The following is a 23461-nucleotide window of genomic DNA, read 5'->3' as shown; positions in this document are numbered from 1 at the left end:
CCTTTGCCCCGTCTCGGCTTTCTGCCGCATTCGCAGCGGCGGGGGGATGGTCTACCATGGTCGCCGGGCAGCCCGACGCCGCGCATGGACGAGAGATGAACGACCACCCGCCGTCAAGGCAAGAGGAGAAAAGCGACCTCAGAGAGGCCGTGCGCCGGGCACGTCTAGAGGATGCCGAGCGCTCCGACGTCATTGCGGAGCTGAGAAGCAGGGCGTTGGTACGCCTCGAACTCGTCGCGGCGGCACTGGCGCCGGTTCTTGCAGAACTGCCCGAGGACGTCGATCTCTTCGATCACGGCCTCGTCGCGGGCGAGCAGCCGCGCTTCTATGTCGACGTGCTCGCCTTCGTCGAAGTCGATCGTGACCGGCGCACCTACCGCTTCCTTGTCGATACGCGCCATGGCCGCCAGGTGCTGGCCGCCAGCGAGGATGTCGACACCATCCGGCGGGCGGTGACCGATTATGTGGCGCGGCGCCTCGTCGAACGTGAGAAGGCGCTGGCCGCCGACGGCGAACTTGCGGCAAGGCCCCGGCCGCAGGCGGCCGACGGCCAGGGCGGCAGTCTCCTCTTCGCCTTCGTCATGGGCGCCATCGTGGGGGCGACGCTGTTCTACCTGGCGCTGTGGTGGAAGGTTCTGGGATAAGGGCGAAGCAGGATCAGGGCTCCTGGCGGATGACGCCGTGCCAGCCGAGGCCGGCATAGGTCTCGTAACCGGAGGTCTTGTGGAAGGCGACCATGGCCCCGTCCGGCTCCTTGTAGAAGCCCGATTCCCGATCACCTGTGGCGAGGTTGAAGCGCTCGCTCAACACGCCCTTGCCGTCGCTGGCGGCGATCACCCTGTTGTGTGCATCGAGCAGCAGGACGCGCGAGCGCTGGCGCTCCGCGGGGCGCAGGCGCACGCCCTCGACGACGGTGCGCGCCTGGGGTTCCCAGTCGAAATGGATGGCGAGGAGGCCGAGCGGCCGGCCCTTTGCAGCGCCGCCCTCGCGCACGCTCGCCGCATAGGTCGCGGTGCGGGCGCCGCCGAGCAGCGGCTCGACAGCGATGTCGCCGGCATAATAGTCGTTGCCGCTGGCGAGCGCCTTGCCGCGGACAAACCAGTCGCGGTCGCGCACCTCACGTCCGGCGACGGCGAAACGATCCGGCCGGCCGGAGGCGAGGATGCGTCCGTCGAGGTCGCAGAGCCACAGGTCGAGATAGACGGTGTAGGCCGAGAGGATCACGCCCATGCGCTTGCCGGCGTGGCGGCAGCCCGCATCGGTCGGCTGCCCGGCGGCATCGACGATGGCGGAATCGGTCGCCCACCAGCGCACGTCGCAGGTGCGCTCATAGAGATTGCGGTCGATGATCTCGATGGCGTTGAAGGCGAGATCGACGAGGCGCTGGCCCTGAGCCTCGCCAGCCATCAGCCGCGTGAGCTGCTCGAGGGCAGCGATCTCGCCAGCAAGTTCCCGTTCGAGCGAGCTTGCGATGCCTTCGACCTGCGAGGAGGTGCCGCGCACCTCCTGCGCCACCACGGAGAAACCGCGTCCGGCATCACCCGCCCGGGCGCTCTCGACGAGCGCGTTGAGGGCAAGGATGCGCAAGCGTTGCGTCACGGAGCGGATCTGCCCCACCTTCGCGTTGGTAAGGTCGCGCGCGGTTGCCGTGCGCGTCGCGATGTCGCTGAGACGGACGAAGCTCTCGCCGTTGACTTCCGCCATGACGTGTTCCCGTTGTCCGACGACAGGCCGGCCCGCCGGATGGCGCGCTGGACATTTCTAAAGCGTGACGCGACTGGAAAACGAACGAAATCTAGATCGCCGCGCTTGTGCAGGGCTGTCGGCGCGAGGCTGCTCGTCAGACCGGCGTGAAGTCGAGGCTGCCGATTTCCGCGATGGCACCTTCGCGCGTCAGGCCGCGGGTCACGCCGGTGATGCGCGAACGGGCGCCGTCCGGCTCGATGCTGAGAAGGTGGTATCCGGCACGGTGCGTCCACGTGCCCTTGATCGCCGAGCAGGATGGCACGCCGAGGATGGGCACTGGCCCGTGCTTGCCGGGGATGTGAGTGAGGGACGTGCGGTGATTGTGGCCGTGCAGCACGAGTTCCGCGCCCACCCGGGCGATGACCTTCTCGAAGGCGCCGGCGTCGGTGAGGCTGCGACCGACGGCGGTGCCGCTGCGCAGGGGCGGGTGGTGCAGCATGACGACGCGGCACAGGCCCTCACGGTCGAGTTCGTTCATCATCGCCTCGAAGGCGGCCAATTGCGGCTTGCCCAGCGTGCCGCTGGCGACGAAAGGCATGGTCGGCACGGCCGACGACAGGCCCACGAAGGCGATGCCGTCGCGACGGCGCAGATAGGGGAAGGCGCTGGAGGAGGCGCCGTCGCTCGCCATCCACGGCCACAGGGCATTGGCCAGCGGCTTCAGCGAGCCGCGCACATAGGCATCGTGATTGCCGGGGACGAAGGAGACGAAATCCGGCGCGCCGAGACGTTCGAGGAAAGCGCGCGCGATGGGGAATTCCGAGGCGAGGCCGATGTTGGCGATGTCGCCGGTGAAGGCGATGTGGTCCGGCCGGTGCGCCCGCATGTCCTCGATCAGCCGCTCCAGCACCGTCATGTCATGCGCGACCTTGCGGCCACGGCGCCAGTTGACGTAGCCCGTCATGCGCTTGCCGACGAGCTCGCGCAGCCTGGGTTGTGGAATGGGGCCGATATGCGGATCGGACAGGTGGGCGATGAGATACATTGGCATTCCAGGTGGATTGCCAAGGCATCGCCGCTCAGAGCCCGCGCGTCAAGCCGCAGGGGCCGACAAAGCGTGGTTGTGACCCGCCGTCAGTGCTGCGCGTCGGGAATGAGGGTCGAGATGAGCTGGGGATCGTCGAGTTCGACCGCAGGCTGCCAAGCATAACCGTGGAGCCGGGAGAGCCGCGCGAGAATGAAGGTGAGAAGCATCTGTCCTGTCCTTGCCGTATGGCTTCCTGTCTCATATGGCGATTCTCTTTCGTGTCTGCACGTCATATCGTCGGGCAAAGCAGCAACAGAGATATGCGTCGGACGCATGAGGATAGCGGGCGGCGTTAACGACTTGTTCAGGAGATCCTTCCGATGGGCGGCATCGCGCTTCCGCGGCGGATGAACGGGCTGGAGCCCGTGACCCGACGCATGATGCACACCTGGTGGCGCTTCTCGCGGCCGATGACACTCGGCGTACGGGCCGCCGTCATCGACCACGACGAGCGCGTCTTTCTCGTGCGCCACAGCTACACGCCCGGCTGGCACCTGCCCGGCGGCGGGGTGGAGGCCGGCGAGAGCATGCTCGAAGCGCTTTGCCGCGAGCTTGCGGAGGAGGGCAACATCGTGCCGAGCGGCGAAATCGTGCTGCACGGCATCTTCTTCAACCGCAAGGTGTCGCGGCGCGACCACGTCGCCATCTACGTCGTGCGCGAGTTTGTGGCCGGCCCGCGCCCGCCCGACAAGGAAATCGTGGAGACGGGCTTCTTTCCGGTTGCAGCGCTGCCCGAGGGCGTCACGCCCGGCACGCGCGCCCGTATCGTCGAGATCGTCGAGGAACGGCCGCCGTCCGCCGACTGGTGAGGCTCAGCCGGCCCCGAACTGCTCGCGGCCATGCGGTGCATCGAGGTCGAGCGCCGGGCCGCGCGGCACAATGCCCGCCGGGTTGATGGTCTTGTGGCTCTCGTAATAGTGCCGCTTGATGTGCTCCATGTTCACCGTCCCGGCGACGCCTGGCACCTGGTAGAGGTCGCGCAGATAGGGGCCTAGGTTGGGATAGTCGGCGATGCGGCGCAGGTTGCACTTGAAGTGGCCGACATAGACGGCATCGAAGCGCACCAGGGTCGTGAACAGCCGCCAATCCGCCTCCGTCAGACGGTCGCCGAGGAGATAGCGGCTCCTCGCCAACCGGGTGTCGAGTTCGTCGAGCGCGCCGAAGAGGGTGTCGAAGGCCTCGTCATAGGCCTCCTGCGTTGTGGCGAAGCCGGCCTTGTACACCCCGTTGTTGACAGCGTGATAGACGCGCTCGTTGACGCGGTCGATCTCCTTCCGCAGCGGCTCGGGATAATAGTCGTCCGCAACGTCGGTGAAGGCCGCGAAGGCCGCGTTGAACATGCGGATGATCTCGCTCGATTCGTTGTTGACGATCGTCCCGCGCTGCTTGTCCCACAGCACCGGCACGGTGACGCGGCCGCTGTAGTGCGGGTCGGCCTTGAGATAGATCTCATAGAGGCGACTGGCGCCGTTAACGGTATCGGGCACGGTGCCCGGGCTGTCGCCGAAGACCCAGCCTTGCGAGCCCATGCAGGGATCGACGACCGAGACGGAGATGACGTCCTCGAGCTTCTTCAGCTTGCGGAAGATGAGCGTGCGGTGCGCCCAGGGGCAGGCGAGCGAGACATAGAGATGGTAGCGCCCGGCCTCGGCCCTGAAGCCGCCCTCGCCGCTCGGCCCCGGCGCGCCGTCCGGCGTCACCCAGTGGCGGAAGGCCGAATCCTTGCGCACGAAGCGCCCGCCGGTGCTCTTCGTGTCGTACCATTCGTCGTGCCACACCCCATCGACGAGCAGACCCATGACGTCTTCCTTTCGCGTGTCCTTCGCTTCCACCATGACATAGGCGGCACCGGGCGGGAGGGGCAGGCGTGCAAGACCGGTCTTGCACGGATGGGAAGAAGCAGGGCGGCCCTACCAAGGCCATGGACGGTGCGGCGAGGTCTGTGGTAGAGCGGCAATCCTCACGAGAGCGGATGGCGACGTGCGCATCTTTGCTGCCCAGCGACGACGATAACGGCACGGCCGCGCAAAGCGGCCGCAGCATCATGCGCGCCGCCGCTCCCCCCGGGAGCGGCTTCGATGGAAACATCCTTCCGCAAGACCCGTCATGACCGATCTCAAGCTCACCATCCGGCGTGAGTTGCCCGCCGATGCCGAGGCCGTGGAAAAGCTGCACGAGCGCGCCTTCGGGCCCGGGCGCTTCTCCCGCACCGCCTTCCGCCTGCGCGAGGGCGTGCCCCCGCTCGCGGACCTCTCCTTCACCGCCCTCGTCGGCACGCTCATCGTCGGCTCCGTGCGCGTCTCGCCGGTGATGGCGGGCGAGGAGCCGGCGCTCGTGCTCGGCCCGCTCACGGTCGATCCCGCCTTCGAGAACCGCGGCATCGGCGCGGCGCTGATGAACGCCTCGCTCGACGCGGCCCGCAAGGCCGGCCACAGCCTCGTCCTCCTCGTCGGGGATGCGCCCTATTATGCGCGCTTCGGCTTCGCGCCCGTGCCCCCGGGGCAGTTCACGCTGCCGGGGCCGGTCGATCCGCGCCGCTTCCTCGCCTGCCCGCTGCAGGACGGGGTGATGGAGCGTGCGCGGGGGCCTGTCACCGCGCTGCGTCCGGCTCGCTGAGGCCGCGCCGCCGGCCCTCGACGAGCCAGACGACGAGCACGGCGCCGAGCAGGAGTGCAAGGCCAAGGAAGCCGTAGCCGAGCGGCATCACCGAGACGCCGCGCACCAAGGCGCTGCCGCTGGCCCGAAGACCGATCCAGTCGCCGCCCGAGAAGCGCGAACCGCTCGAGACCAGTGTCAGGCGCGGCAGGTCGACGGCGTCCGTCATGCCGGAGGCGATGCGGCGCACGGAGCCGCGCGTCGCCTCCGCCAGCGGGCGCAAACGCTCCGTGTCGCTGAAGACGTCAGTCAACTCGCGCGGGTTCTCCGGCCCCACATTGACGAAGGCCGCGAGGTCGCCGCTCGTCAGGCGATAGAGGCCGTGCTGTTCCGCGGGTGTGACGGCGTTGAACAGGCCCGGCTCGCCGCCGGAGAGCGTGACCTCGCGCGTTGTGCCGTCCGGGCTCGTCACGACAACCGGGCCGGGCGCGTCCGACATGGTCTGGCGCTCGATGAGGATCTCGCCGCCGCGGGCGTTGGCCCTGAGCGCCTCCTCCTCGAGAGCAGGCTCCTTCATCAGCCAGTGGGCGAGGCGGCGCAGCAGGTCGAGATGCGGGCCGCCGTTGCGGTAGCCGCGCGCCCACAGCCAGGCGTGGTCCGACAGCAGCATGCCGACGCGGCCCTCGCCTTCGCGCAACAGCACGAGGAGTGGGCGCTCCTCCGAGCCGGACAGCAGCACCGAGCCGGTGTCCACATGGGCGCCGACGAGGCGCAGCCATTCGCCCCAGGAAGGCGGGTTGGTCTCGCTGCCGGGCAGGGCGCGCGTGACCGGATGGCGGTGGCCCGTTTCCGTCACCTCGGCCTTGTAGGGCGCCTCCAGAACCCGCCCGTCGGGCGCCGCGGGCAGGACCGGGCCGAGTGCGGTGCGGGCGATGCTGCCGGCGGTGGCAAACTCTGGCCCCGCGGCAACGAGTAGCGCGCCGCCCTCGCGCACATAGCGGGCGATGTTGTCGTAATAGATGTTGGGCAGGATGCTCTGGTTGGCGTAGCGGTCGAAGATGATCAGGTCGAACTCGCTGATCTTCTGCTGGAAGAGCTCGCGCGTCGGGAAGGCGATAAGCGACAGTTCGTTGATCGGCGTGCCGTCCTGCTTCTCCGGCGGACGCAGGATGGTGAAGTGGACGAGATCGACATTGGCGTCCGACTTCAGGAGGTTGCGCCAGGTGCGCTCGCCCGCGTGCGGCTCGCCCGAGATCAGCAGCACGCGCAGCTTCTCGCGGATGCCCTCGATGGTAAGGACGGCGCGGTTGTTGGCGTTGGTCAGTTCACCGTCGAGGCCGTCGACCTCGAGCTCGACGACGTTCGGTCCGCCGTGGTCGATGGTGATCGGCAAGGCGAAGGGGCGGCCGGTCGCGACGGTGAGCGTGCGCAAGAGCTGGCCGTCGCGGCGCACGGTGAGCGTCGCATCGCCCGTGCCGCCGCGCTCCTCGACCATGAGGCGGATGGTCTGGTCCTTGCCGACGAGGCCGAAGCGCGGCGCCTCAAGGAGGGCGATGCGCCGATCGCGTTCGCCTTCATGGCCGGTGACGAGGGCGTGCAGCGGCGCATTGAAGCCGAGGAGGGCGGTCGAGCCCGGGATGTCATGCACCACGCCGTCGGTAACGAGGAGGGCGCCGGCGACGCGCTCGCTCGGCACGTCGGCGAGCAGGTCGGAGAGGGCGGAGAAGAGACGGGTTCCGTCGCCGCCGCCGGCATTGTCGGTCACCGTGGCAAAACGCGCCTCGATCTGCCGGTCCATGGCGCCGAGGCGGTTCCGCAACTCCTCCACCGCGGCGTTTGTTTGCGTGGCGCGGGGGCCCAGCGTCTGCGAGGTGGAACGATCTATGACGACGGCGACGATGTCCTTCATCGGCTCGCGCTCCTCGCGCACGAGCGAGGGATTGGCAAGGGCGATGACGAGGCAGGCAAGCGCGAGGGTGCGCACGATGCCGGTGACGCCGCGGGTCAGGATGGAGACGAGGGCCGCCACCGCCGCGAGCACGGCGACGGCCGCGAGCACGAGGGTCGGAACCAGCGGGGTGAAGGAGAGGCTCAGCATGCCGTGACCCTATTGCCCCAGCCGCTCGAGCAGCGCCGGGACATGCACCTGGTCGGCCTTGTAGTTGCCGGTCAGCGCATACATCGTGATGTTGATGCCGACGCGATAGGCGATCTCGCGCTGGTGCGGATCGGGGCCGACGACGGGAAAGAGCGGCTCGCCCCGGCCGCCGACGGCCCAGGCCGCGGCCAGGTCGTTGCTGGTGATGATGAGCGGGCTCACGCCGTCGCCGGCGCGTGCCGGGCGGCGGCTCGCCTCGTCCTCCGGCGGCAGCGCCTCCACCCAGGTCTCGCCCGTGGCATAGCGGCCCGGGAAATAGTCGAGGATGTAGAAAGCCCGGCTCAACACATGGTCGCGCGGCACCGGCTCGAGCTCGGGAATGTCGAGCGTCGCGAGCATGCGGCGCAGCTGCTGCCCCTCCGGCGTCACCGCGCCGTCGAAGCGCAGCGCCATGGCGTCGCGGGTGTCGAAGATGACCGTGCCGCCACCCTTCATGTAGGCGTCGAGCCGGCGCAAGGCCGCCGGCGAGGGCAGCGCATTGCCAGCCACCACGGGCCAGTAGAGCAGGGGATAGAAGGCGAGTTCGTCGCGCTCCACGTCGACGCCCACGGGCTCGCCCGGCTCCAGCGCGGTGCGCATGACGAGGGCGCGCGTCAGGCCGTCGAGCCCGGCGCGGCTCGTGCCGTCGATGTCGGGATTGCCGGTGACGACGTAGGCGAGGCGGGTGATCGCCGCGCGCTCCACCTCTTCGGCCGAGATTGGCGGCAGCTCGCGTGCGGTCTCCTGCGGCGCTTCTCCCGTCGCCCCCTGGGCGCGCACCTGTCCGGCCGGCAGGGCAATGGCGGCGAGGGTGGCGAGGGCAAGGATCGCCGCGGTGGCGCCGCGCGGCCTCGGGCGCCGGCGCAAGCCGCCGAGTCCCCCGAGATGCCCCCCGAGGAGGAGCGAGGCGATGGTGTCGGCGATGAGGAGGAGGGCCGCGATGAGGAGAAGAAACGGCCTCAGGTCGACGGTCGCGGCCCGCGCGATGGGAACGAGGCTGCCGGCGAACGGGCCGTAGTCGAGCGCCATCGGCCGGTCGTCCGGCAACAGCGTGTTGAGCGCGATGCTCGCCTCGCTCGGCCCGTAGAAGCCGGGCGGGTGGTCGAGCGTGGCGCGGCTGGTGTGGTTGCGGGGGATGGGCTTGGCCGTCGCCGGCGGCGAGCGCCAGATGCCGAAGCCGTCGAGCGTGCGCTGGGGCGCGGCCATGTCGGCGCCGTTCTTCCCTTCGCCGGCGTTGGCCGCGACGCTCCGGCCGGCGAGCGCGATCGTGCGCCGCATCATGTCGACGAAGACTCCGGAGAGCGGCAGGCTCGACCAGCCCGGATCGGCAGTGACGTGGAAGAGAACGATCAGCCCCTCGCCCCGCTTGGCGGCGGTAACGACCGGCGTGCCGTCTGCCAGCGCCGCCCAGGTGCGGCGCGAGAGCTCGCCGTCCGGCTCGGCCAGGATCTGGCGCGAGACGGTGATCTCGTCAGGGACCGGCAGACCAGCGAAGGGGCTCGTCTCCGGGAAAGGGGCGAAGGTCTTCGGAGCATCCCAGGAGAGCGAGCCGCCGAGGCTGCGCCCGCCGCGCCTGAGGCGCACCGGCACCAGTTCGTCGTTGCCGGCGGCGAGGCGCGTACCGGCGAAGCGGATGAGCAGGCCGCCCTCCTCGACGAAGCGGGCGAGCTTCGTTTCCGTCTCGCTGTCGAGCGAGCCGACATCCGCGAGCACGAGGACGTTGACGCCCTGGTCGACGAGGTCGCCGACGGGATCGGGGATGCCGCGCCGCGCCTCACGCAGCTCGGCGTAGGGGGCGAGCGCCCGCGACACATAGTAGGTCGGCGACAGGAGCGGCTGAGCCGTGTCGACCGTGCCGCCGGAGACGAGGCCGACCCGCCGGCGCTTGCCGCTCTCGTCGATGAGGCCGACGGCGCCGGCGGAAGTCTCGCCCGCGATCTCGAGCCGCGCCACGGCATTGTCGAGCTCGACCGGCAGGTCGAAGCGCGCTGTCGTCTCGCTGGCGCCGGCGGAGAAGCTGAAGGGCATCTCGGCGAGGAGCAGGCCCTTGGTGTCGAGGGCGCGCAGCGTGCCGGTGTCGCGGCCGTTCGGGCCTGCGCGTACCAGCCGCACCTCGATGCCGCTCGGGCCGTTGTGGGCATCGGCGATCATGAGCGGCTCGGCCACAGGATTGCGATAGATGGTAACGGCGCCCGTGCGCCCCGCGAACGCCTCGCCGAGGCTGTCCGCGAAGCCGTCTGCGCCGAAGGCGATGCCGTCGCTGATCCAGGCGATCTCGGCCTCACCATGCTGCGAGAGGAAGGCGCCGAGCGTGGCAAGATGGCTCGCGCGGTCGGGCACGTGCGGCTGAGGCGCGAGGGCGCGCAGCCGGTCCATGGCGGCGCCGGGGGCCAGAGCCTCGACGGTGTCCGGCCGGTCGGCGAGGCCAACGATGGCTACGGGCCGGTTCTGGCGCTCGGCCGACATGATGCGCTCTTCGGCGAGCGCCGTGCGCTCGTCCCAGTCGCGCGCGGCGGCGAAGCCGTTGTCGATCGCAATGACGAGTGGGCCTGGGGCGGATACGCCGCCGGTGATCGGGTTCCAAACAGGCCCGGCGACGGCGAGAATGAGGGCCGCGGCGAGCGCCAGGCGCAGGGCGAGCAGCCACCAGGGCGTGCGTGCCGGCGTCTCGCGCCGGGGCATGAGGTCGGCGATGACGCGCAGCGGCGGGAAGGGGATGCGGCGTGGCTGCGGCGGCGTGATGCGCAAGATGAGCCAGATCGCCGGCAAGGCGGCGAGGGCGATGAGAACGAGGGGAGCTCCGAAGCCGAGGCCAGCGAACATGTCAGCCTCCCCGTGCCCCGATGAGGCCGCTGCGGCCGCCGCGCGCGGCCGAGAGCTGCGTCAGGACGCGCAGCGCCGCCTCGCTCGCCGGGCGATCGGTGTGATGGAGCGTCAGCGTCCAGCCGCGACGCTTGAGCGCCGCGCCGATGGCGTCGCGGTGGATGGCGATGCGTCGGCGATAGTCCTCGCCCCACAGGACGGCATCGCCGATGCGCAGGCGCAGGCCCGCCTCAGGATCTTCCAGCTCCGCCTGGCCCGTGAACGGGAAGGTCTCCTCGACGGGATCGATGATCATGATCGCATGGCCCCGGGCGCCGCGGGCGGCAAGCTGGCCCACAACGGCATCGAAGGCGGGCGGTTCCACGAGAAAGTCGCTGACGAGCACGGCCTCGCTCAGCGGCGGCAGCGCCTCGGCAGCCGGCAGGTCGGCGTTGTGCCCCGCGGCGTCCTTGGCGATGAGCTCCACGAAACGCTCGACGATGTTGCGGCTGGCGCGCGGCGGCACCAGGCCCATGAGGCCGACACGCTCGCCGGCATCGACGAGGGTTTCCGACAAGGCGAGGGTGAGGACGAGGGCGCGCTCCACCTTCGACTGCGCGGCGAGGGAGGAGACGAAGCCCATGGAGGCCGAACGGTCGGCCCAAAGATAAATACTGTGCGCCGCTTCCCATTCGCGCTCGCGCACGTAGAGGCGCCCGTCACGCGCCGAGCGCCGCCAGTCGACGCGCGTCGCCGATTCGCCCGACATGAAGGGACGGAACTGCCAGAAGCTCTCGCCCGGGCCGGCACGCCGGCGTCCATGGATGCCGTGGCTGACGGAGGCGGCAACGCGCCTTGCTTCCAGCACGATATGCGGCAACCGGGCCGTCAGTTCCTGAGCCGCCAGGGCGTGCGGAATACCAGGGGAGCGCTCGGCCTCGGAAAGGGTTTGAACGCGGGCCATGGACGCTCCTAGCCGAGCCGCTCCACGAGGCGAGCGATGACGTCGGGCATGGTGCGGCCGTCCGCGCGCGCCGCGAAGGTCAGCGCCATGCGGTGCTTCAGCACCGGTTCGGCGAGGGCCGCCACGTCGTCGAGCGAGGGCGCGAGGCGCCCCTCGATGAGGGCCCGGGCACGCACGGCAAGTGCCAGTGCCTGGCTGGCGCGGGGGCCGGGGCCCCAGGACAGGTCTCGCGTCAATTCCTCCGGCCCCTCGCCGGGACGGCCCGAGCGCACCAGCGAGACGATGGCCTCGAGCACGCTCTCACCCATCGGCAGGCGGCGCACGAGACGCTGGATGCCCATGAGCGTTTCCGCGTTCATGGCAGCTGACGGGCGATGCTCCTCAAGACCTGTCGTCTCAAGGACGATGCGGCGCTCCGCATCGCGGTCGGGATAGCCGATGTCGATTTCGAGAAGGAAGCGGTCGAGCTGCGCCTCGGGCAGCGGATAGGTACCCTCCTGCTCGATAGGGTTCTGGGTTGCGAGTACGTGGAATGGGCGCGGCAGGTCGTAGCGCACACCGGCCACCGTCACGTGATACTCCTGCATGGCCTGCAGGAGAGCGGACTGGGTGCGCGGGCTGGCGCGGTTGATCTCGTCCGCCATCAACAGCTGGGCGAAAATCGGCCCCTTGATGAAGCGGAAGCTGCGTTGCCGATCGGCGCTCTCGTCGAGGATCTCGGTGCCGAGAATGTCCGAGGGCATCAGGTCGGGCGTGAACTGGATGCGCTGGCCGTCGAGACCGAGCACCGTGCCCATCGCCTCGACGAGCTTGGTCTTGGCGAGGCCGGGCACGCCCACGAGCAGGCCGTGCCCGCCGGCGAGCACCGTGACGAGGGCGAGCTCGACGACGTGCGCCTGGCCGAAGATGACGGAGCCGATGGCACTGCGCGCTCTGGCCACATGGTCGAGCGCCGCCTCGGCCGCCTTGATGACGGCATCGTCGATGGTCGTCGGCGTCTGGGCCACAGCGGTACGGTCAGTGCCGCTCGTCATCGGCAACTCTCCTTCTGTGCCCCCGTCGGAGCAGTCTGCATCGGTGATCATGTCTTATTCAAGCCGCTTGAGGCCGGACACCTTCGGTTCCCCAGCGTGCCCATTCTTGCGATAGTGGTGCCGGGACCCAGATTACAAGCGGCGCGCGCCGAAATCGGCTGCCAAGGTTGCGAGGACACAAACACGTGAGCGGCGAGCAGGGCAAAAAGCGCGGAACGGCGGGCGTCGGGACCCATGCCACGCCCGAGAGCCTCCCATCTGGCCTCGCCGCGCTCTTCGCCTCCGCCGGCCCGGCGGCGAAGGCGCGGCCGGTGGAGAAGTGGAACCCGCCGCATTGCGGCATGATCGACATGCGAATCACGGCCGACGGCTCCTGGCACTACCGCGGCTCGCCCATCGGCCGGCCGGCGCTCGTGAAGCTGTTCGCCTCCATCCTGCGGCGCGACCCGGAGGGTTACGTGCTGGTGACGCCGGTGGAGCGTGTCGGCATCACGGTCGAGGACGTGCCCTTTATAGCCGTCGAGATGGCGGCGAGCGAGGCCGCGGGCGGGCGCGTGCTCACCTTCCGCACCAATGTCGACGACATCGTGCAGGCGGGGCCGAACCATCCCCTGCGGTTCGAGACGGATGCGAAAGGCGGGATGAAGCCTTATGTCCATATACGCGGCGGCCTGTGGGCGCGGCTGACGCGCGCCCTGGCGCTCGACCTCGCCGATCTCGTCGAGGTGCGCCCGGATGCCGCGGGCGGACAGATCATGGGCGTCGCCTCGGCCGGTGCCTTCTTCGCCATCGCGGCCGCAGGCGATGGAGAGGACGGCGGGACGTGACGGCGACGATCGACAAGGCTCGCGTGGACCGAGAGACATTGGTGGATCAAGAGACATTCGTGGACGAAGAGACGTTTCTCGACCGGGCGCGCCGGTGCCTCTATCCGCAGCCGCACGGGGCCGTCGGGGCGGTGCGTCTGCGTGGCGACCACGACCTTGCCGGCGTCCGTCCTGACGTTGCCGCCGATATCGCCCGGCCGGCGGCGGTACTGGTGCCCATCGTCACCCGTTCCACCGGCGTCAACCTGCTCCTGACCCAGCGGGCGGCGCACCTGCGCCAGCACTCAGCGCAGATCGCCTTTCCCGGCGGCAAGATGGACCCGGAGGACGCGACGCCGCTGACGACGGCTCTGCGCGAGGCGCAGGAGGAGATCGGTCTCGACCGGGACCATGTGCGCCCGCTCGGCTATCTCGACGAATATCTGTCCGCGACCGGCTATCGCATCGTGCCTGTGGTCGGCCACGTGACGCCCGGCTTCACCCTCACCGTCAACCGGGAGGAGGTGGATGAGGCCTTCGAGGTGCCGCTCGACTTCCTCATGGATGCGGCCAACCACCAGCGCCATTCGCGCGAGTGGCGCGGCACGTTGCGCCACTACTACGCCATGCCCTTCGGCGAGCGCTACATCTGGGGCGTGACGGCCGGCATCATCCGCAACCTCTACGAGAGGCTCTACGGTCCATGACGCGGGCGATCCTCCAGCAACTGGTCCTCTTCTTCGTTCCCTTCCTCCTGTTCGGGGTCTATCTGCTGCTGCGCAGGCGCAATCCCTTCACCCGGCACGAGTGGGACGGGCATGTGCCGTGGCTCGTCATCGCCGGGCTGCTGCTGGCGATCGGTGCCTTCGTCTATCTCGGCATCACGGCCGAGCGGCACTCGGGCGCCTATGTGCCGACGCATCTGGAAAACGGCCGCCTCGTGCCGGGACAGTTCCAATGACCATCGACCGGGCGGCCGTCGCCTCGCTCGTCGCGCGGCCCGCGCTGCAGCGGCTGCTCGCCGTGCTCGACGGTGGCGGCGAAACGACCTGGATCGTCGGCGGCGCCGTGCGCGACGTGCTCATCGGCCGCCCCGTCAGCGACGTCGATTGCGCGACGACCGCGACACCCGAGGAGACCATGCGCCGCGCGGCAGAGGCGGGATTCCGCGTGGTGCCGACGGGCATCGACCACGGCACCGTGACCGTCATCGTCGAGGGCACGCCCTTCGAGGTGACGAGCCTGCGCGAGGACGTCGAGACCGATGGGCGGCGGGCGAAGGTCGCCTTCGGCCGCGACTTCGCGGCCGATGCGCGCCGGCGCGACTTCACGATGAACGCGCTCTATGCGGATCGCACGGGGCAGGTGCACGACTTCGTCGGCGGGCTCGCGGACCTTGCGGCGCGGCACGTGCGCTTCATCGGCGATCCCGGCCAGCGCATCGCCGAGGACTATCTGCGCATTCTGCGCTTCTTCCGCTTCCATGCGGCCTACGGGTCGGGCGATATCGATGCGGCCGGCTTCACGGCGGCGGTCAGGGCGCGGGCCGGGCTCGACCTTCTGTCGCACGAGCGGCTGCGGACGGAGATCGCCAAGCTGCTCGGCGCCGCCCGGGCGCTCGAGACCTGCCGCATCATGATCGATGCCGGCCTCCTGCAGCGCATCTTCGCCGGCGTGACGCACGACATGCGCCTTGCGCGACTCATCGCCTGGGAGGCCGCCTGCGGCCGCAGGCCGGATCCGGTGCTGCGGCTCGCCGCGCTCGGCACCGACATCCCGGAGGATGCGGCCCGCCTGCGCGACCGGCTGCGGCTGTCCAATGCCGAGACGCGGCGCATCCACGCCTTCGCGGCGCTTGTCGAACGCCTCAACGGCACCGCCGGCCCCTGGAGCCTGCGCGATCTCAGGGCGCTCGCCCTGTTCTTCGCGCCCGAGATCGTCGCCGCCGCCTTCGCGGCGTCCGCGCCGCAGGCGGACATCGACGCCCGCGGGCGCAACTTCCTCGCCGCCGTGGCGCGCGGCGAGGCAATCGCGCCGGTCTTCCCCCTGTCGGGCGAAGAGGTCGTCGCCGCCGGCGTGCCGAAGGGGCCGCGGGTCGGCGCCGTGCTTGCGGCGGCGCGAGAGCGCTGGCTCGACGAGGACTGTCCGGCAGACGCGGCAGCGCTAAAGCGCATCCTGCAACAGGCGGTTGCCGCCGGGCGAGCCGGCTGACCGTTTCCTCGCCCGCATTCCTGCTCTAGCATGGACCCGCTGGCATCACTTGCCGGCATCGCTTGCCGGCGCTCTCTGAGAGGGATCGCGATGGCACGGGCAGGGCGGGGACCGGCGGATGTGGCCGAGCGCCTGGCGCAACGGCGCGACAAGGCGCAGTCCGGCCGCGCGGGCGACGACACCGGCGCCACCTGGCGGCGCGAGACCTTCGTGCTGGAGCGCGAGGCCGCCCGGGCCAAGGCGCGCGAATGGTTCCGCCGCTTCCCGAAGGCGGCCTACATGACCGAAGTCGAGAGCTGGCGCGACCTCGGCGACGGCCGCATCGAATTCACCATGCGTAGGCTGCCGAGCGCGGATTGAGGGGGTGTAGCATTGCCCGAGCTAAACCACGCGGGCACGCGACGATGACCGGTTGCGCCCAGTGCTGGCAGCTTGCAGCTGCATTGCCCATCGGGAGCTTGCTATCTAGCGGTTCACGCAAAACGCCAACCCGCGTGCGTGACAGGCGTGATGACGGCTGGCTCCGGATATCGGGCGGGCCGGCCGCTTACCGGTCAGGGCCAGCGCACCGTCGGCGGCATCGAGGACAGGATGGAGGCGACGTTGCCGCCGGTCTTCAGGCCGAAGATGGTGCCGCGGTCGTAGAGCAGGTTGAACTCGACATAGCGGCCGCGGCGCACCTGCTGCTCGTGCCGGTCCTCGTCGGTCCAGGGCGTCGCCCAGTTGGCGCGCACGATGCGGCCGTAGACCTCGCCAAACGCTTCGCCCACGGCGCGGGTGAAGGCGAGGTCCGCGTCCGGGTCTCCCGACCAGTGATAGTCGTAGAAGATGCCGCCGATGCCGCGCGGCTCGTTGCGGTGCCTGAGGAAGAAGTACTCGTCGCACCAGGCCTTGTATCTGTCGTAGGGCGCGACGGCGGCATGGGCCTCGCAGGCGCCGCGCATGGCGGCGTGGAAGGCGACGGCATCCTTGTCCTCCTGCCGGCGCCGGCGCTCCAGCACCGGCGTCAGGTCCGCCCCGCCGCCGAACCACGGCTTCGTGGTGACGACGAAGCGCGTGTTCATGTGCACCGTCGGCACGTTCGGGTTCCAGGGGTGGGCGATGAGCGAGATGCCGGTGGCGAAGAAGCGCGGGTCCTCGGCCGAGCCGGGGATCTGGCCGCGGAACTCGGGCGCCAATTCGCCGAAGACCGTCGAGACGTGCACGCCGACCTTCTCGAAGACGCGGCCGCGCATCATCGCCATGGTGCCGCCGCCGCCCGGCGCGCCGCTGTGGTCGGTGCGCTGCCAGGGCGTGCGCTCGAAGCGCCCCGGCCCGCCCGCCTCGGGGAAGAACGGGCCCGGCGCCTCGTCCTCGATCGTCTCGAAATCGGCGCAGATGGCGTCGCGCAGGGCCGCGAACCAGGTGCCGGCCTCGTCCTTGAGGCGCGCGATCAGGGCGGGATCGATGGGCGGGGCGTCGGTCATGGCTTGTCCTTCCTCGGCTCCTGGTGGCGTGCTGCGGCATGCGGCTGGGGACCGTTCAACTGCCCGCCGGTGTAGAAGCCTCCCCGCCGCCGGGAAAGGCGTCCAACTGGCGCAGGGCCTCGCCGAGGATCATCGCGGCCGTGACGGCGACATTGAGCGAGCGCAGGCCAGGCCGCATGGGCACGAGGATGCGCGCATCGGCGGCGTCGTGCACCTCCTCCGGCACGCCGGCCGATTCCCGCCCCATCAGGACGACGTCGCCGGGCGCGAAGGAGAAGGCGTGATAGGGCAAAGCCGCGCGTGTGGTGGCGAGCACGAGGCGGCGGCCCGAGCTCGCGCGATCGGCCGCGAAGGCGCGCCAGCTCGCGTGCCGGACGATCTCGACCGCATCGAGATAATCCATGCCCGCCCGGCGGAACGCCCTGTCGGACACAGGAAAGCCCGCCGGCTCGATGATGTCGACGGCGACGCCGAGGCAGGCGCAGAGCCGGACCATGGTGCCGGTGTTCTGCGGAATGTCGGGCTGATAGAGGGCAAGGCGCAGCGGGTGCATGGGGGCGTCAGGTTCGAGGGCATGAGGCCGGATGGCCGGGCAATGCACGTAGCGCACGGCTTTGTCTGCCGAAAGTATGGACATGGTTCTGGAACCATGCCAAACAGCCGCCGCGCGGCGACTCCCGGTCGCATTGCGGGGCTGTCGCGTCCGTGCTTTGAAGTCGGCGCGCCGCTATGACCGACGGTTTCGGCTGGACCCCGCAGGATGCGGGAGCGGAAGGGAACCGTCGCGGTGGCGAAACGTCGAGCCAGGATTGTGAGACTGGGGAGCCAACGTGGCTGAGACCGCTACCGCCGAACCGACCCGGCGAGACTTTCTCTTCATCGCGACTGGCGCCGTGGGCGCCGTGGGTGTTGCCGCGGTGGCATGGCCCTTCATCGCGCAGATGAACCCGGATGCGGCAACCGTTGCCGCCGGCGCGCCGGTCGAGGTCGACCTGACGCCGATCGCCGAAGGGCAGATCGTCAAGCTGTTCTGGCGCGGCAAGCTCATCTTCGTCCGCCATCGGACGGCGGAGGAGATCAAGGCAGCGGAGGACGTCAACGTCGCTTCGCTGCCGGATCCGGAAGCCGATTCGGCCCGCGTCAAGGAAGGTCACGCCCAGTGGCTCGTGGTCTACGGCAATTGCACCCACCTCGGCTGCGTCCCGCTCGGCAATGCGGGCGCCTATGACGGCTGGCTGTGCCCGTGCCACGGCTCGGTGTTCGACACATCCGGGCGTATCCGGCAGGGGCCGGCGCCGACCAACCTGCCGATCCCGCCCTATGCCTTCGTGAACGACACGAAGATTCAGATCGGCTGACGCGCCCACCAGCATCACGCCCGCGATACCGAGCAACATCAGGCGACCCAAGACCATGAGCGGACATTCCACCTACGTTCCGAAGAGCGCAGTGGCGAAATGGTTCGAGAGCCGGCTTCCCCTCGTCGGCCTCGTCCATTCGTCCTTCGTCGCCTACCCGACGCCGCGCAACCTGAACTACTTCTGGACGTTCGGGGCGATCCTGTCCTTCATGCTCGTGGCGCAGATCGTGACGGGCATCGTGCTTGTCATGCACTACACGCCGCATGCGACGCTGGCCTTCTCGTCCATCGAGCACATCATGCGCGATGTGAACTACGGCTGGCTGCTGCGCTACCTGCACGCCAACGGCGCCTCGATGTTCTTCATCGCGGTCTACATCCACATCTTCCGCGGCCTCTACTACGGCTCCTACAAGGCCCCGCGCGAGATCCTGTGGATCCTCGGCGTCATCATCTTCCTCCTGATGATGGCCACCGCCTTCATGGGCTACGTGCTGCCGTGGGGGCAGATGAGCTTCTGGGGCGCCACCGTCATCACGAACCTCTTCTCGGCGCTGCCCATCGTCGGCGAGCCGATCGTGACCTGGCTGTGGGGCGGCTACTCGGTCGACAATCCGACGCTCAACCGCTTCTTCTCCCTGCACTATCTGCTGCCCTTCATGATCGTCGGCGTGGTGGCCCTGCACATCTGGGCGCTGCACGTCGTGGGGCAGAACAACCCGGCCGGCCTCGACGTCAAGAACCTGAAGAAGGACACGGTGCCCTTCACGCCATACGCGACGATCAAGGATTTCTTCGCCGTCGTCTGCTTCTTTGTCTTCTTCGCCTGGTTCGTGTTCTACATCCCGAACTATCTCGGCCATGCGGACAACTACATCGAGGCGAACCCGGCGGTGACGCCCGCGCATATCGTGCCGGAGTGGTACTTCCTGCCGTTCTACGCCATCCTGCGCGCCATCCCGGACAAGCTCGCCGGTGTCATCGCCATGTTCGCGGCGATCGCGGTGCTCGCCTTCCTGCCGTGGCTCGACACCTCGCGGGTGCGCTCGGCCACCTACCGGCCGCTCTACAAGCAGCTGTTCTGGGTCTTCGTGCTGTGCTGCATTGGTCTCGGCTATCTGGGCGCCAAGCCGCCGGAGGGCGGCTATGTCATCGCCTCGCGCGTGCTGACCGCATACTACTTCCTGCACTTCATCGTGATCCTGCCCATCCTCGGCCTCATCGAGAAGCCGCGCGCCATGCCAGGCAGCATCGCCGAGGACGTGCTGCGCAAGCATGGCGGTGCGCCAGTGGGCCTCGCCTCGGGCGCCAGTGCCGAGCCGAATTCCAAGGGCTGAGATTGGGGCTGATCGCGCCTTGCGGCGCGGGGGAAATGACGACATGAAAAAGACGACCCTTCTCATCGCCGGCTTCCTCGCAGCCGCTGTCGTTGCGGCGGTGCCGGCCTCCGCGGCCGAGCAGGTGAAGCCGCCGCGCGAGAGCTGGAGCTTTGCCGGTCCCTTCGGTACCTTCGACCGTGCCCAGCTGCAGCGAGGCTTCAAGGTCTACCGCGAGGTCTGCGCCAGCTGCCACGGCCTCAGCCGTGTCGCCTTCCGCAACCTCTCCCAGCCGGGCGGGCCCGAGTTCACCGAGGGTCAGGTCAAGGCGCTCGCCGCTGAATACCAGATCCAGGACGGGCCGAACGAGGCGGGCGACATGTTCGAGCGACCGGGCCGCCCGGCCGATCATTTCCCGTCGCCGTTCCCGAACGAGAATGCGGCGCGCGCGGCCAACGGCGGCGCCTACCCGCCGGATTTCTCGCTGCTCGCGAAGGCGCGCACCTACGAGCGCGGCTTCCCGCTGTTCATCGTCGATGCCATCCCCTTCTTCGAATATGCCGAGCACGGCGTCGATTACATCCACGCGCTGCTGACAGGCTACCGCGAGGCGCCGGCGGGAACCACACTGCAGCCGGGGCAGTACTGGAACGAGTACATGCCCGGTCATGCCATCGCCATGCCTCCGCCGCTCAGCGACGGGCAGGTGGAATACCCGAAGGACGAGGCCGGCAACCCGGTGGTGCCGGAGACGGTCGACCAGTACTCGCGCGATGTCTCGGCCTTCATGATGTGGGCGGCCGAGCCGCATCTCGAGGCCCGCAAGGCGATGGGCTTCAAGGTCATCATCTTCCTCATCGTCTTCGCGGCGCTGCTCTACTTCACCAAGAAGAAGATCTGGGCCCGTGCACATGCCGAGGAAGCACACGGCTGAGCGTCCGCGTCCTGCCAGGAAAGGCGCCTTCGGGCGCCTTTTTCATTGGCGGATGGCTTCCGACGCTTCTTGACGCGCGGGGCGGCCGGGTTGATGACTTGACGAAACCGGACGGTGGAACAGCGACATGGACGAGCGCAGCGATCTCAGGGCAGCGGTGCGGACGATCCCTGACTATCCAAGGCCCGGCATCCTCTTTCGCGACATCACGACGCTGCTCGGAGACGCGCGCGCCTTCCGCCGCGCCGTGGACGAACTGGTGCAGCCGTGGCCCGGCTCCAAGATCGACAAGGTTGCAGGCATCGAAGCGCGTGGCTTCATCCTCGGCGGCGCGGTGGCGCACCAGCTCGCGTCCGGCTTCGTGCCCATCCGCAAGAAGGGCAAGCTGCCGCACGAGACGGTGACGATCGCCTATTCCCTCGAATACGGCATCGACGAGATGGAGATGCACCGCGACGCGATCGCGCCCGGCGAGCGCGTCATCCTCGTCGACGACCTCATCGCCACCGGCGGCACGGCGACGGCGGCCGTCGAGCTGCTGCGCAAGATGGGCGCGGAGGTGGTCGCAGCCGTCTTCGTCATCGACCTGCCGGATCTCGGGGGCGCCCGACGCCTGCGCGACATGGGCGTCACCGTGCGCACGCTCATGTCCTTCGAAGGGCACTGAGCCTCAGGGCTTGCCGGTATCGTCTGGTTCGCCGGACACCAGCCTCTCCGGTCCGGAGGAAGCCCGCTCGGGGCGGTGGCGCTGTGGCCTTGACCGGCGCGGTTTCTTCGCCGCAGCAGCAGCCGCGTCCTCGCTCGCGCCCGCTTCGACAGGCCGGTCGTTCACGACATGCAGGGGCGGCGCATGGCCCTTCTTGTCGCGTCCCATGTAGACGGTGATGTGCGGATAGGGGATCTCGATGTCCCGCTCGTCGAAGACGGCCTTCAGGATCTCGTTGTAGGCGCGGCCGACATTCCACTGCTGGCCGGCGAGAGTGCGGATGCGGGCCCGTACCTTCACTGCCGAATCGGCAAAGCCCGTGACACCTTGCATGTCGAGTGGCCCGATGATGGCGCTGCCATGCTCGGTCTTTGACAGCCTGTCGAAGGCCTCGCGCATGGCCTCCTTCACCTGCGGGATGTTCTCGCGGTAGGCGACGCCAATCTCCGCGACGTGAAAGGCGAAGCCGCGCATGAAGTTGGACACGGTTGTCACGGCGCTGAACGGCACGAGGTGATAGATGCCGTCGAGGTCGCGGATGCCGACGGAGCGGATGGTGAGCTTCTCCACCACGCCCGAGACCGAGCCCAGATTGACCACGTCGCCCTCGTTCATCGCGTTCTCAATCTGGATGAAGGCGCCGGTGATGATGTCCTGCACCAGCTTCTGCGAGCCGAAGCTGACGGCAAGGCCGATGACGCCGGCGCCAGCGAGCAGCGGACCGATATTGACGCCGAGTTCAGACAGGGCGAGGAGGCCGACAAGCACGAGAAGCACGACGGTGAAGGCGTTGCGGAAGAGGGAGAGCAGGGTGCGCTCGCGCGCGCTTGGTACGCGGCCGAAATCGTTCGACAGCCGGTACTCCACCCAGCTCGACACGGCGACGTAGACGAGCCAGCCGATGACGAGCACGAGCGAGGTGGAGATCAGGGCGCCCACGAGGTTGCGGCCTGTCTCGCTCGCCAGCCACCCGCCGAGGTCAAGGACAGCCCAGGCGTCTGCGATGGCCAGCAGCACTAGGACGAGCACCAGCGTCCGGGCAACGCGCAGCACCGAGGGAATAAAGGCGTTGAGCCTGGCCTCCAGCAGGGGCAGGCGCGCCTTCACATCGTCCGGCAAGGACATGCCGCCCCGCAGGGCCCGCGTGATGAAGGCCGTGACGAGGCTGCCGACGAGCACGGCGATGCCGGTCTCCACCGTCGCTCTGAGCATGAAGGGCAGGACGGTGAAGGGGTTCGACAGCCAGGCGGCGAAGAGGGCGACGAGATAGACGATGGCGAGGACATGCCAGATGCGGCTGAGGACGATGAGGACCTGCCGCGTTGCATGGCCCCATTCGCGCCCGGCCGTTGACAGGCGGGCGCGCACGGCGTCGCGGTTCTGCAGGATGATGGCGATACCGATGAAGAGCGCCGCCAAAAGCACGATGACGCGCACGGATCGGGCGGCGGCGAAGGTGGTGGCGACCGCGACGAGCGGCGCGACGAACAGGAAGGTGTAGCCGACGAGGCTGACGAGGCGGCTCAGCCAGAAGTACCAGTAGTTTGCGTCGGTGTCGTCGAGCGGCAGCAGCCGCAGAGCGGCATGGCGGGGCGCCAGAAGGAAGCGCAGGCTGACCTTGCCGAGCTCGAGCACGATAAGCGCGTTGAGGAACAGCGTCTCGCCGAAGCTGAGCGCCGCCTCGCTGCCGAGCTGCAGCGCGATGAGATAGCCGGCGCCCCAGGCAATGACCACGGCGAGCGCATCGATCAGCGCCGCGACGACCGCGAGGGCGAGGCGTGTCACGAGTGGGGCACCTGCGGCCCGCAGCGCCGTCCGATCGAGGAAGCGATTGGCGATCAACCGCGCGGCGAAGAGCAGCAGAAAGGCGACGAGCATCACGGAGCCGAGGCTCGCGATGACGTCCCACAGCCGGGGCAGGTCGAGCGATGCTGTGCCCGCCAGCACCTCGCCGAGCCGCTCGGTGAAGGCCCAGGCGGAGGCGAGCGCCTCCTTGAGGGCGGTCGTCGCCTGGGTCGTGTGCTCGGCCAGCCAGCGGGCGAAGGTCGGCGCCTCGGCCGGCGGCGCGGGTTCCGCGGCTGCGCTCCGCAGCCGGTCGATCAGCGCCTGGCGGGCGGCATCGTCCTCCAGGATCCTGATGAGCGCATCGACACTCGTGTTCGCCGGCGCCTCGCCCGTGCTTGCCGCCGGCGCGGGGGTCGTCTGGGCGGACGACGGGCCGGCTGCAGTGAGGAAGGACGCGAGGCAGAGACAGACGAGCGCGATGAAATGTTTCATGAATCCCGGAGAAGGTCCCCTGTTGAAAGGCTGATGCGCAGCCGGCTGCGCCGCCTTAAGGGGACCACATCGGGGGCCGG

The 23461-nt window shown here is 69.1% G+C and carries 22 protein-coding genes; 12 read left to right on the top strand and 10 right to left on the bottom strand.

The genetic code is table 11. The annotated features are described in order from the left end of the window. Positions 1 to 56: 56 nt before the first annotated feature. Positions 57 to 644 (top strand): hypothetical protein, encoded by a 588-nt coding sequence (locus ASC46_RS01805; RefSeq protein WP_245280436.1) that lies wholly within the window; start codon positions 57 to 59, stop codon positions 642 to 644. 13 nt (positions 645 to 657) lie between these two features. Here ASC46_RS01805 and ASC46_RS01800 read toward each other — a convergent pair whose 3' ends face one another. Continuing rightward, positions 658 to 1704 carry a methyl-accepting chemotaxis protein gene (locus ASC46_RS01800; protein WP_055457576.1) on the bottom strand — a complete coding sequence of 349 codons (1047 nt, stop codon included), beginning with the start codon at positions 1702 to 1704 and terminating at the stop codon, positions 658 to 660. A 136-nt stretch (positions 1705 to 1840) separates the two neighbouring features. Beyond that, positions 1841 to 2731, bottom strand: coding sequence for a metallophosphoesterase family protein (locus ASC46_RS01795; protein ID WP_055457575.1), 891 nt, complete (start codon positions 2729 to 2731; stop codon positions 1841 to 1843). A 362-nt stretch (positions 2732 to 3093) separates the two neighbouring features. Here ASC46_RS01795 and ASC46_RS01790 point away from each other — a divergent pair, with 362 nt between their 5' ends. Then, positions 3094 to 3582: an NUDIX domain-containing protein gene (locus ASC46_RS01790; RefSeq protein WP_055457574.1), complete on the top strand. Its 489-nt coding sequence runs from the start codon at positions 3094 to 3096 to the stop codon at positions 3580 to 3582. 3 nt (positions 3583 to 3585) lie between these two features. Here the strand turns inward: ASC46_RS01790 and ASC46_RS01785 are convergent, their stop codons facing one another. Further along, a complete protein-coding gene (locus ASC46_RS01785) occupies positions 3586 to 4572 on the bottom strand; it encodes a glutathione S-transferase family protein (RefSeq protein ID WP_055457573.1) in 987 nt (328 codons plus the stop codon). A 307-nt stretch (positions 4573 to 4879) separates the two neighbouring features. On the opposite strand from ASC46_RS01785, the gene ASC46_RS01780 reads away from it, so the two are divergent. Then, positions 4880 to 5389, top strand: coding sequence for a GNAT family N-acetyltransferase (locus ASC46_RS01780; protein WP_055457572.1), 510 nt, complete (start codon positions 4880 to 4882; stop codon positions 5387 to 5389). Here the strand turns inward: ASC46_RS01780 and ASC46_RS01775 are convergent. From ASC46_RS01775 to ASC46_RS01760, 4 genes are read right to left on the bottom strand one after another with little or no spacing between them, the layout of a single operon-like run. Beyond that, positions 5364 to 7466 (bottom strand): hypothetical protein, encoded by a 2103-nt coding sequence (locus tag ASC46_RS01775; protein WP_055457571.1) that lies wholly within the window; start codon positions 7464 to 7466, stop codon positions 5364 to 5366. The two genes, ASC46_RS01780 and ASC46_RS01775, sit on opposite strands and share 26 nt — an antisense overlap. A 9-nt stretch (positions 7467 to 7475) precedes the next feature. Continuing rightward, positions 7476 to 10328 carry a DUF4159 domain-containing protein gene (locus ASC46_RS01770; protein ID WP_055457570.1) on the bottom strand — a complete coding sequence of 951 codons (2853 nt, stop codon included), beginning with the start codon at positions 10326 to 10328 and terminating at the stop codon, positions 7476 to 7478. Between the two features lies 1 nt (position 10329). Next, positions 10330 to 11271: a DUF58 domain-containing protein gene (locus ASC46_RS01765; RefSeq protein WP_055457569.1), complete on the bottom strand. Its 942-nt coding sequence runs from the start codon at positions 11269 to 11271 to the stop codon at positions 10330 to 10332. A gap of 8 nt (positions 11272 to 11279) precedes the next feature. Beyond that, on the bottom strand, positions 11280 to 12305 hold the full coding sequence (locus ASC46_RS01760; RefSeq protein ID WP_055457568.1) for an AAA family ATPase: 1026 nt from the start codon (positions 12303 to 12305) through the stop codon (positions 11280 to 11282). Between the two features lie 185 nt (positions 12306 to 12490). Here ASC46_RS01760 and ASC46_RS01755 point away from each other — a divergent pair, with 185 nt between their 5' ends. The 5 genes from ASC46_RS01755 (at position 12491) to ASC46_RS01735 (ending at position 15682) form a co-directional block, all read left to right on the top strand. Next, positions 12491 to 13132: a DUF1285 domain-containing protein gene (locus tag ASC46_RS01755; RefSeq protein WP_055457567.1), complete on the top strand. Its 642-nt coding sequence runs from the start codon at positions 12491 to 12493 to the stop codon at positions 13130 to 13132. A 59-nt stretch (positions 13133 to 13191) separates the two neighbouring features. Continuing rightward, the gene (locus ASC46_RS01750; RefSeq protein WP_082464684.1) at positions 13192 to 13818 is read left to right on the top strand and encodes a CoA pyrophosphatase; all 627 of its coding nucleotides are present in this window, start codon (positions 13192 to 13194) and stop codon (positions 13816 to 13818) included. After that, complete coding sequence (locus ASC46_RS01745; protein WP_055457566.1) at positions 13815 to 14072, top strand: DUF6111 family protein; 258 nt, start codon at positions 13815 to 13817, stop codon at positions 14070 to 14072. Before ASC46_RS01750 ends, ASC46_RS01745 begins: the two co-directional genes overlap by 4 nt. Continuing rightward, positions 14069 to 15322: a CCA tRNA nucleotidyltransferase gene (locus ASC46_RS01740; RefSeq protein WP_055457565.1), complete on the top strand. Its 1254-nt coding sequence runs from the start codon at positions 14069 to 14071 to the stop codon at positions 15320 to 15322. The genes ASC46_RS01745 and ASC46_RS01740 overlap by 4 nt, the downstream gene beginning before the upstream one ends. A 90-nt stretch (positions 15323 to 15412) precedes the next feature. Further along, on the top strand, positions 15413 to 15682 hold the full coding sequence (locus tag ASC46_RS01735; protein WP_055457564.1) for a hypothetical protein: 270 nt from the start codon (positions 15413 to 15415) through the stop codon (positions 15680 to 15682). 194 nt (positions 15683 to 15876) lie between these two features. Here the strand turns inward: ASC46_RS01735 and hemF are convergent, their stop codons facing one another. Continuing rightward, complete coding sequence (gene hemF, locus ASC46_RS01730) at positions 15877 to 16788, bottom strand: oxygen-dependent coproporphyrinogen oxidase (protein WP_055457563.1); 912 nt, start codon at positions 16786 to 16788, stop codon at positions 15877 to 15879. Between the two features lie 55 nt (positions 16789 to 16843). Then, complete coding sequence (locus ASC46_RS01725) at positions 16844 to 17341, bottom strand: tRNA (cytidine(34)-2'-O)-methyltransferase (protein ID WP_055457562.1); 498 nt, start codon at positions 17339 to 17341, stop codon at positions 16844 to 16846. A gap of 277 nt (positions 17342 to 17618) precedes the next feature. Between ASC46_RS01725 and petA the strand changes: the two genes are divergently transcribed. From petA to ASC46_RS01705, 4 genes are all read left to right on the top strand, one after another. Next, on the top strand, positions 17619 to 18146 hold the full coding sequence (gene petA / locus ASC46_RS01720) for a ubiquinol-cytochrome c reductase iron-sulfur subunit (RefSeq protein WP_055457561.1): 528 nt from the start codon (positions 17619 to 17621) through the stop codon (positions 18144 to 18146). 55 nt (positions 18147 to 18201) lie between these two features. Beyond that, positions 18202 to 19485, top strand: a complete 1284-nt coding sequence (locus tag ASC46_RS01715) for a cytochrome b (protein WP_055457560.1) — start codon at positions 18202 to 18204, stop codon at positions 19483 to 19485. 43 nt (positions 19486 to 19528) lie between these two features. Then, the gene (locus tag ASC46_RS01710) at positions 19529 to 20398 is read left to right on the top strand and encodes a cytochrome c1 (protein ID WP_055457559.1); all 870 of its coding nucleotides are present in this window, start codon (positions 19529 to 19531) and stop codon (positions 20396 to 20398) included. Between the two features lie 127 nt (positions 20399 to 20525). Next, complete coding sequence (locus tag ASC46_RS01705; RefSeq protein WP_055457558.1) at positions 20526 to 21065, top strand: adenine phosphoribosyltransferase; 540 nt, start codon at positions 20526 to 20528, stop codon at positions 21063 to 21065. Between the two features lie 3 nt (positions 21066 to 21068). Here ASC46_RS01705 and ASC46_RS01700 read toward each other — a convergent pair whose 3' ends face one another. Continuing rightward, a complete protein-coding gene (locus ASC46_RS01700) occupies positions 21069 to 23381 on the bottom strand; it encodes a mechanosensitive ion channel domain-containing protein (protein WP_055457557.1) in 2313 nt (770 codons plus the stop codon). Positions 23382 to 23461: the final 80 nt, after the last annotated feature.

Source organism: Chelatococcus sambhunathii (assembly GCF_001418005.1).
Lineage (GTDB): Bacteria > Pseudomonadota > Alphaproteobacteria > Rhizobiales > Beijerinckiaceae > Chelatococcus_A > Chelatococcus_A sambhunathii.
This window is presented reverse-complemented; position numbering and strand designations above follow the sequence as displayed.

Coding starts and splice junctions, on each gene's coding strand:
- ASC46_RS01805 (WP_245280436.1), top strand. CDS start 57: ATGGTCGCCGGGCAGCCCGACGCCGCGCATGGACGAGAGATGAACGAC.
- ASC46_RS01800 (WP_055457576.1), bottom strand. CDS start 1,704: ATGGCGGAAGTCAACGGCGAGAGCTTCGTCCGTCTCAGCGACATCGCG.
- ASC46_RS01795 (WP_055457575.1), bottom strand. CDS start 2,731: ATGTATCTCATCGCCCACCTGTCCGATCCGCATATCGGCCCCATTCCA.
- ASC46_RS01790 (WP_055457574.1), top strand. CDS start 3,094: ATGGGCGGCATCGCGCTTCCGCGGCGGATGAACGGGCTGGAGCCCGTG.
- ASC46_RS01785 (WP_055457573.1), bottom strand. CDS start 4,572: ATGGGTCTGCTCGTCGATGGGGTGTGGCACGACGAATGGTACGACACG.
- ASC46_RS01780 (WP_055457572.1), top strand. CDS start 4,880: ATGACCGATCTCAAGCTCACCATCCGGCGTGAGTTGCCCGCCGATGCC.
- ASC46_RS01775 (WP_055457571.1), bottom strand. CDS start 7,466: ATGCTGAGCCTCTCCTTCACCCCGCTGGTTCCGACCCTCGTGCTCGCG.
- ASC46_RS01770 (WP_055457570.1), bottom strand. CDS start 10,328: ATGTTCGCTGGCCTCGGCTTCGGAGCTCCCCTCGTTCTCATCGCCCTC.
- ASC46_RS01765 (WP_055457569.1), bottom strand. CDS start 11,271: ATGGCCCGCGTTCAAACCCTTTCCGAGGCCGAGCGCTCCCCTGGTATT.
- ASC46_RS01760 (WP_055457568.1), bottom strand. CDS start 12,305: ATGACGAGCGGCACTGACCGTACCGCTGTGGCCCAGACGCCGACGACC.
- ASC46_RS01745 (WP_055457566.1), top strand. CDS start 13,815: ATGACGCGGGCGATCCTCCAGCAACTGGTCCTCTTCTTCGTTCCCTTC.
- ASC46_RS01740 (WP_055457565.1), top strand. CDS start 14,069: ATGACCATCGACCGGGCGGCCGTCGCCTCGCTCGTCGCGCGGCCCGCG.
- ASC46_RS01735 (WP_055457564.1), top strand. CDS start 15,413: ATGGCACGGGCAGGGCGGGGACCGGCGGATGTGGCCGAGCGCCTGGCG.
- hemF (WP_055457563.1), bottom strand. CDS start 16,788: ATGACCGACGCCCCGCCCATCGATCCCGCCCTGATCGCGCGCCTCAAG.
- ASC46_RS01725 (WP_055457562.1), bottom strand. CDS start 17,341: ATGCACCCGCTGCGCCTTGCCCTCTATCAGCCCGACATTCCGCAGAAC.
- ASC46_RS01715 (WP_055457560.1), top strand. CDS start 18,202: ATGAGCGGACATTCCACCTACGTTCCGAAGAGCGCAGTGGCGAAATGG.
- ASC46_RS01710 (WP_055457559.1), top strand. CDS start 19,529: ATGAAAAAGACGACCCTTCTCATCGCCGGCTTCCTCGCAGCCGCTGTC.
- ASC46_RS01705 (WP_055457558.1), top strand. CDS start 20,526: ATGGACGAGCGCAGCGATCTCAGGGCAGCGGTGCGGACGATCCCTGAC.
- ASC46_RS01700 (WP_055457557.1), bottom strand. CDS start 23,381: ATGAAACATTTCATCGCGCTCGTCTGTCTCTGCCTCGCGTCCTTCCTC.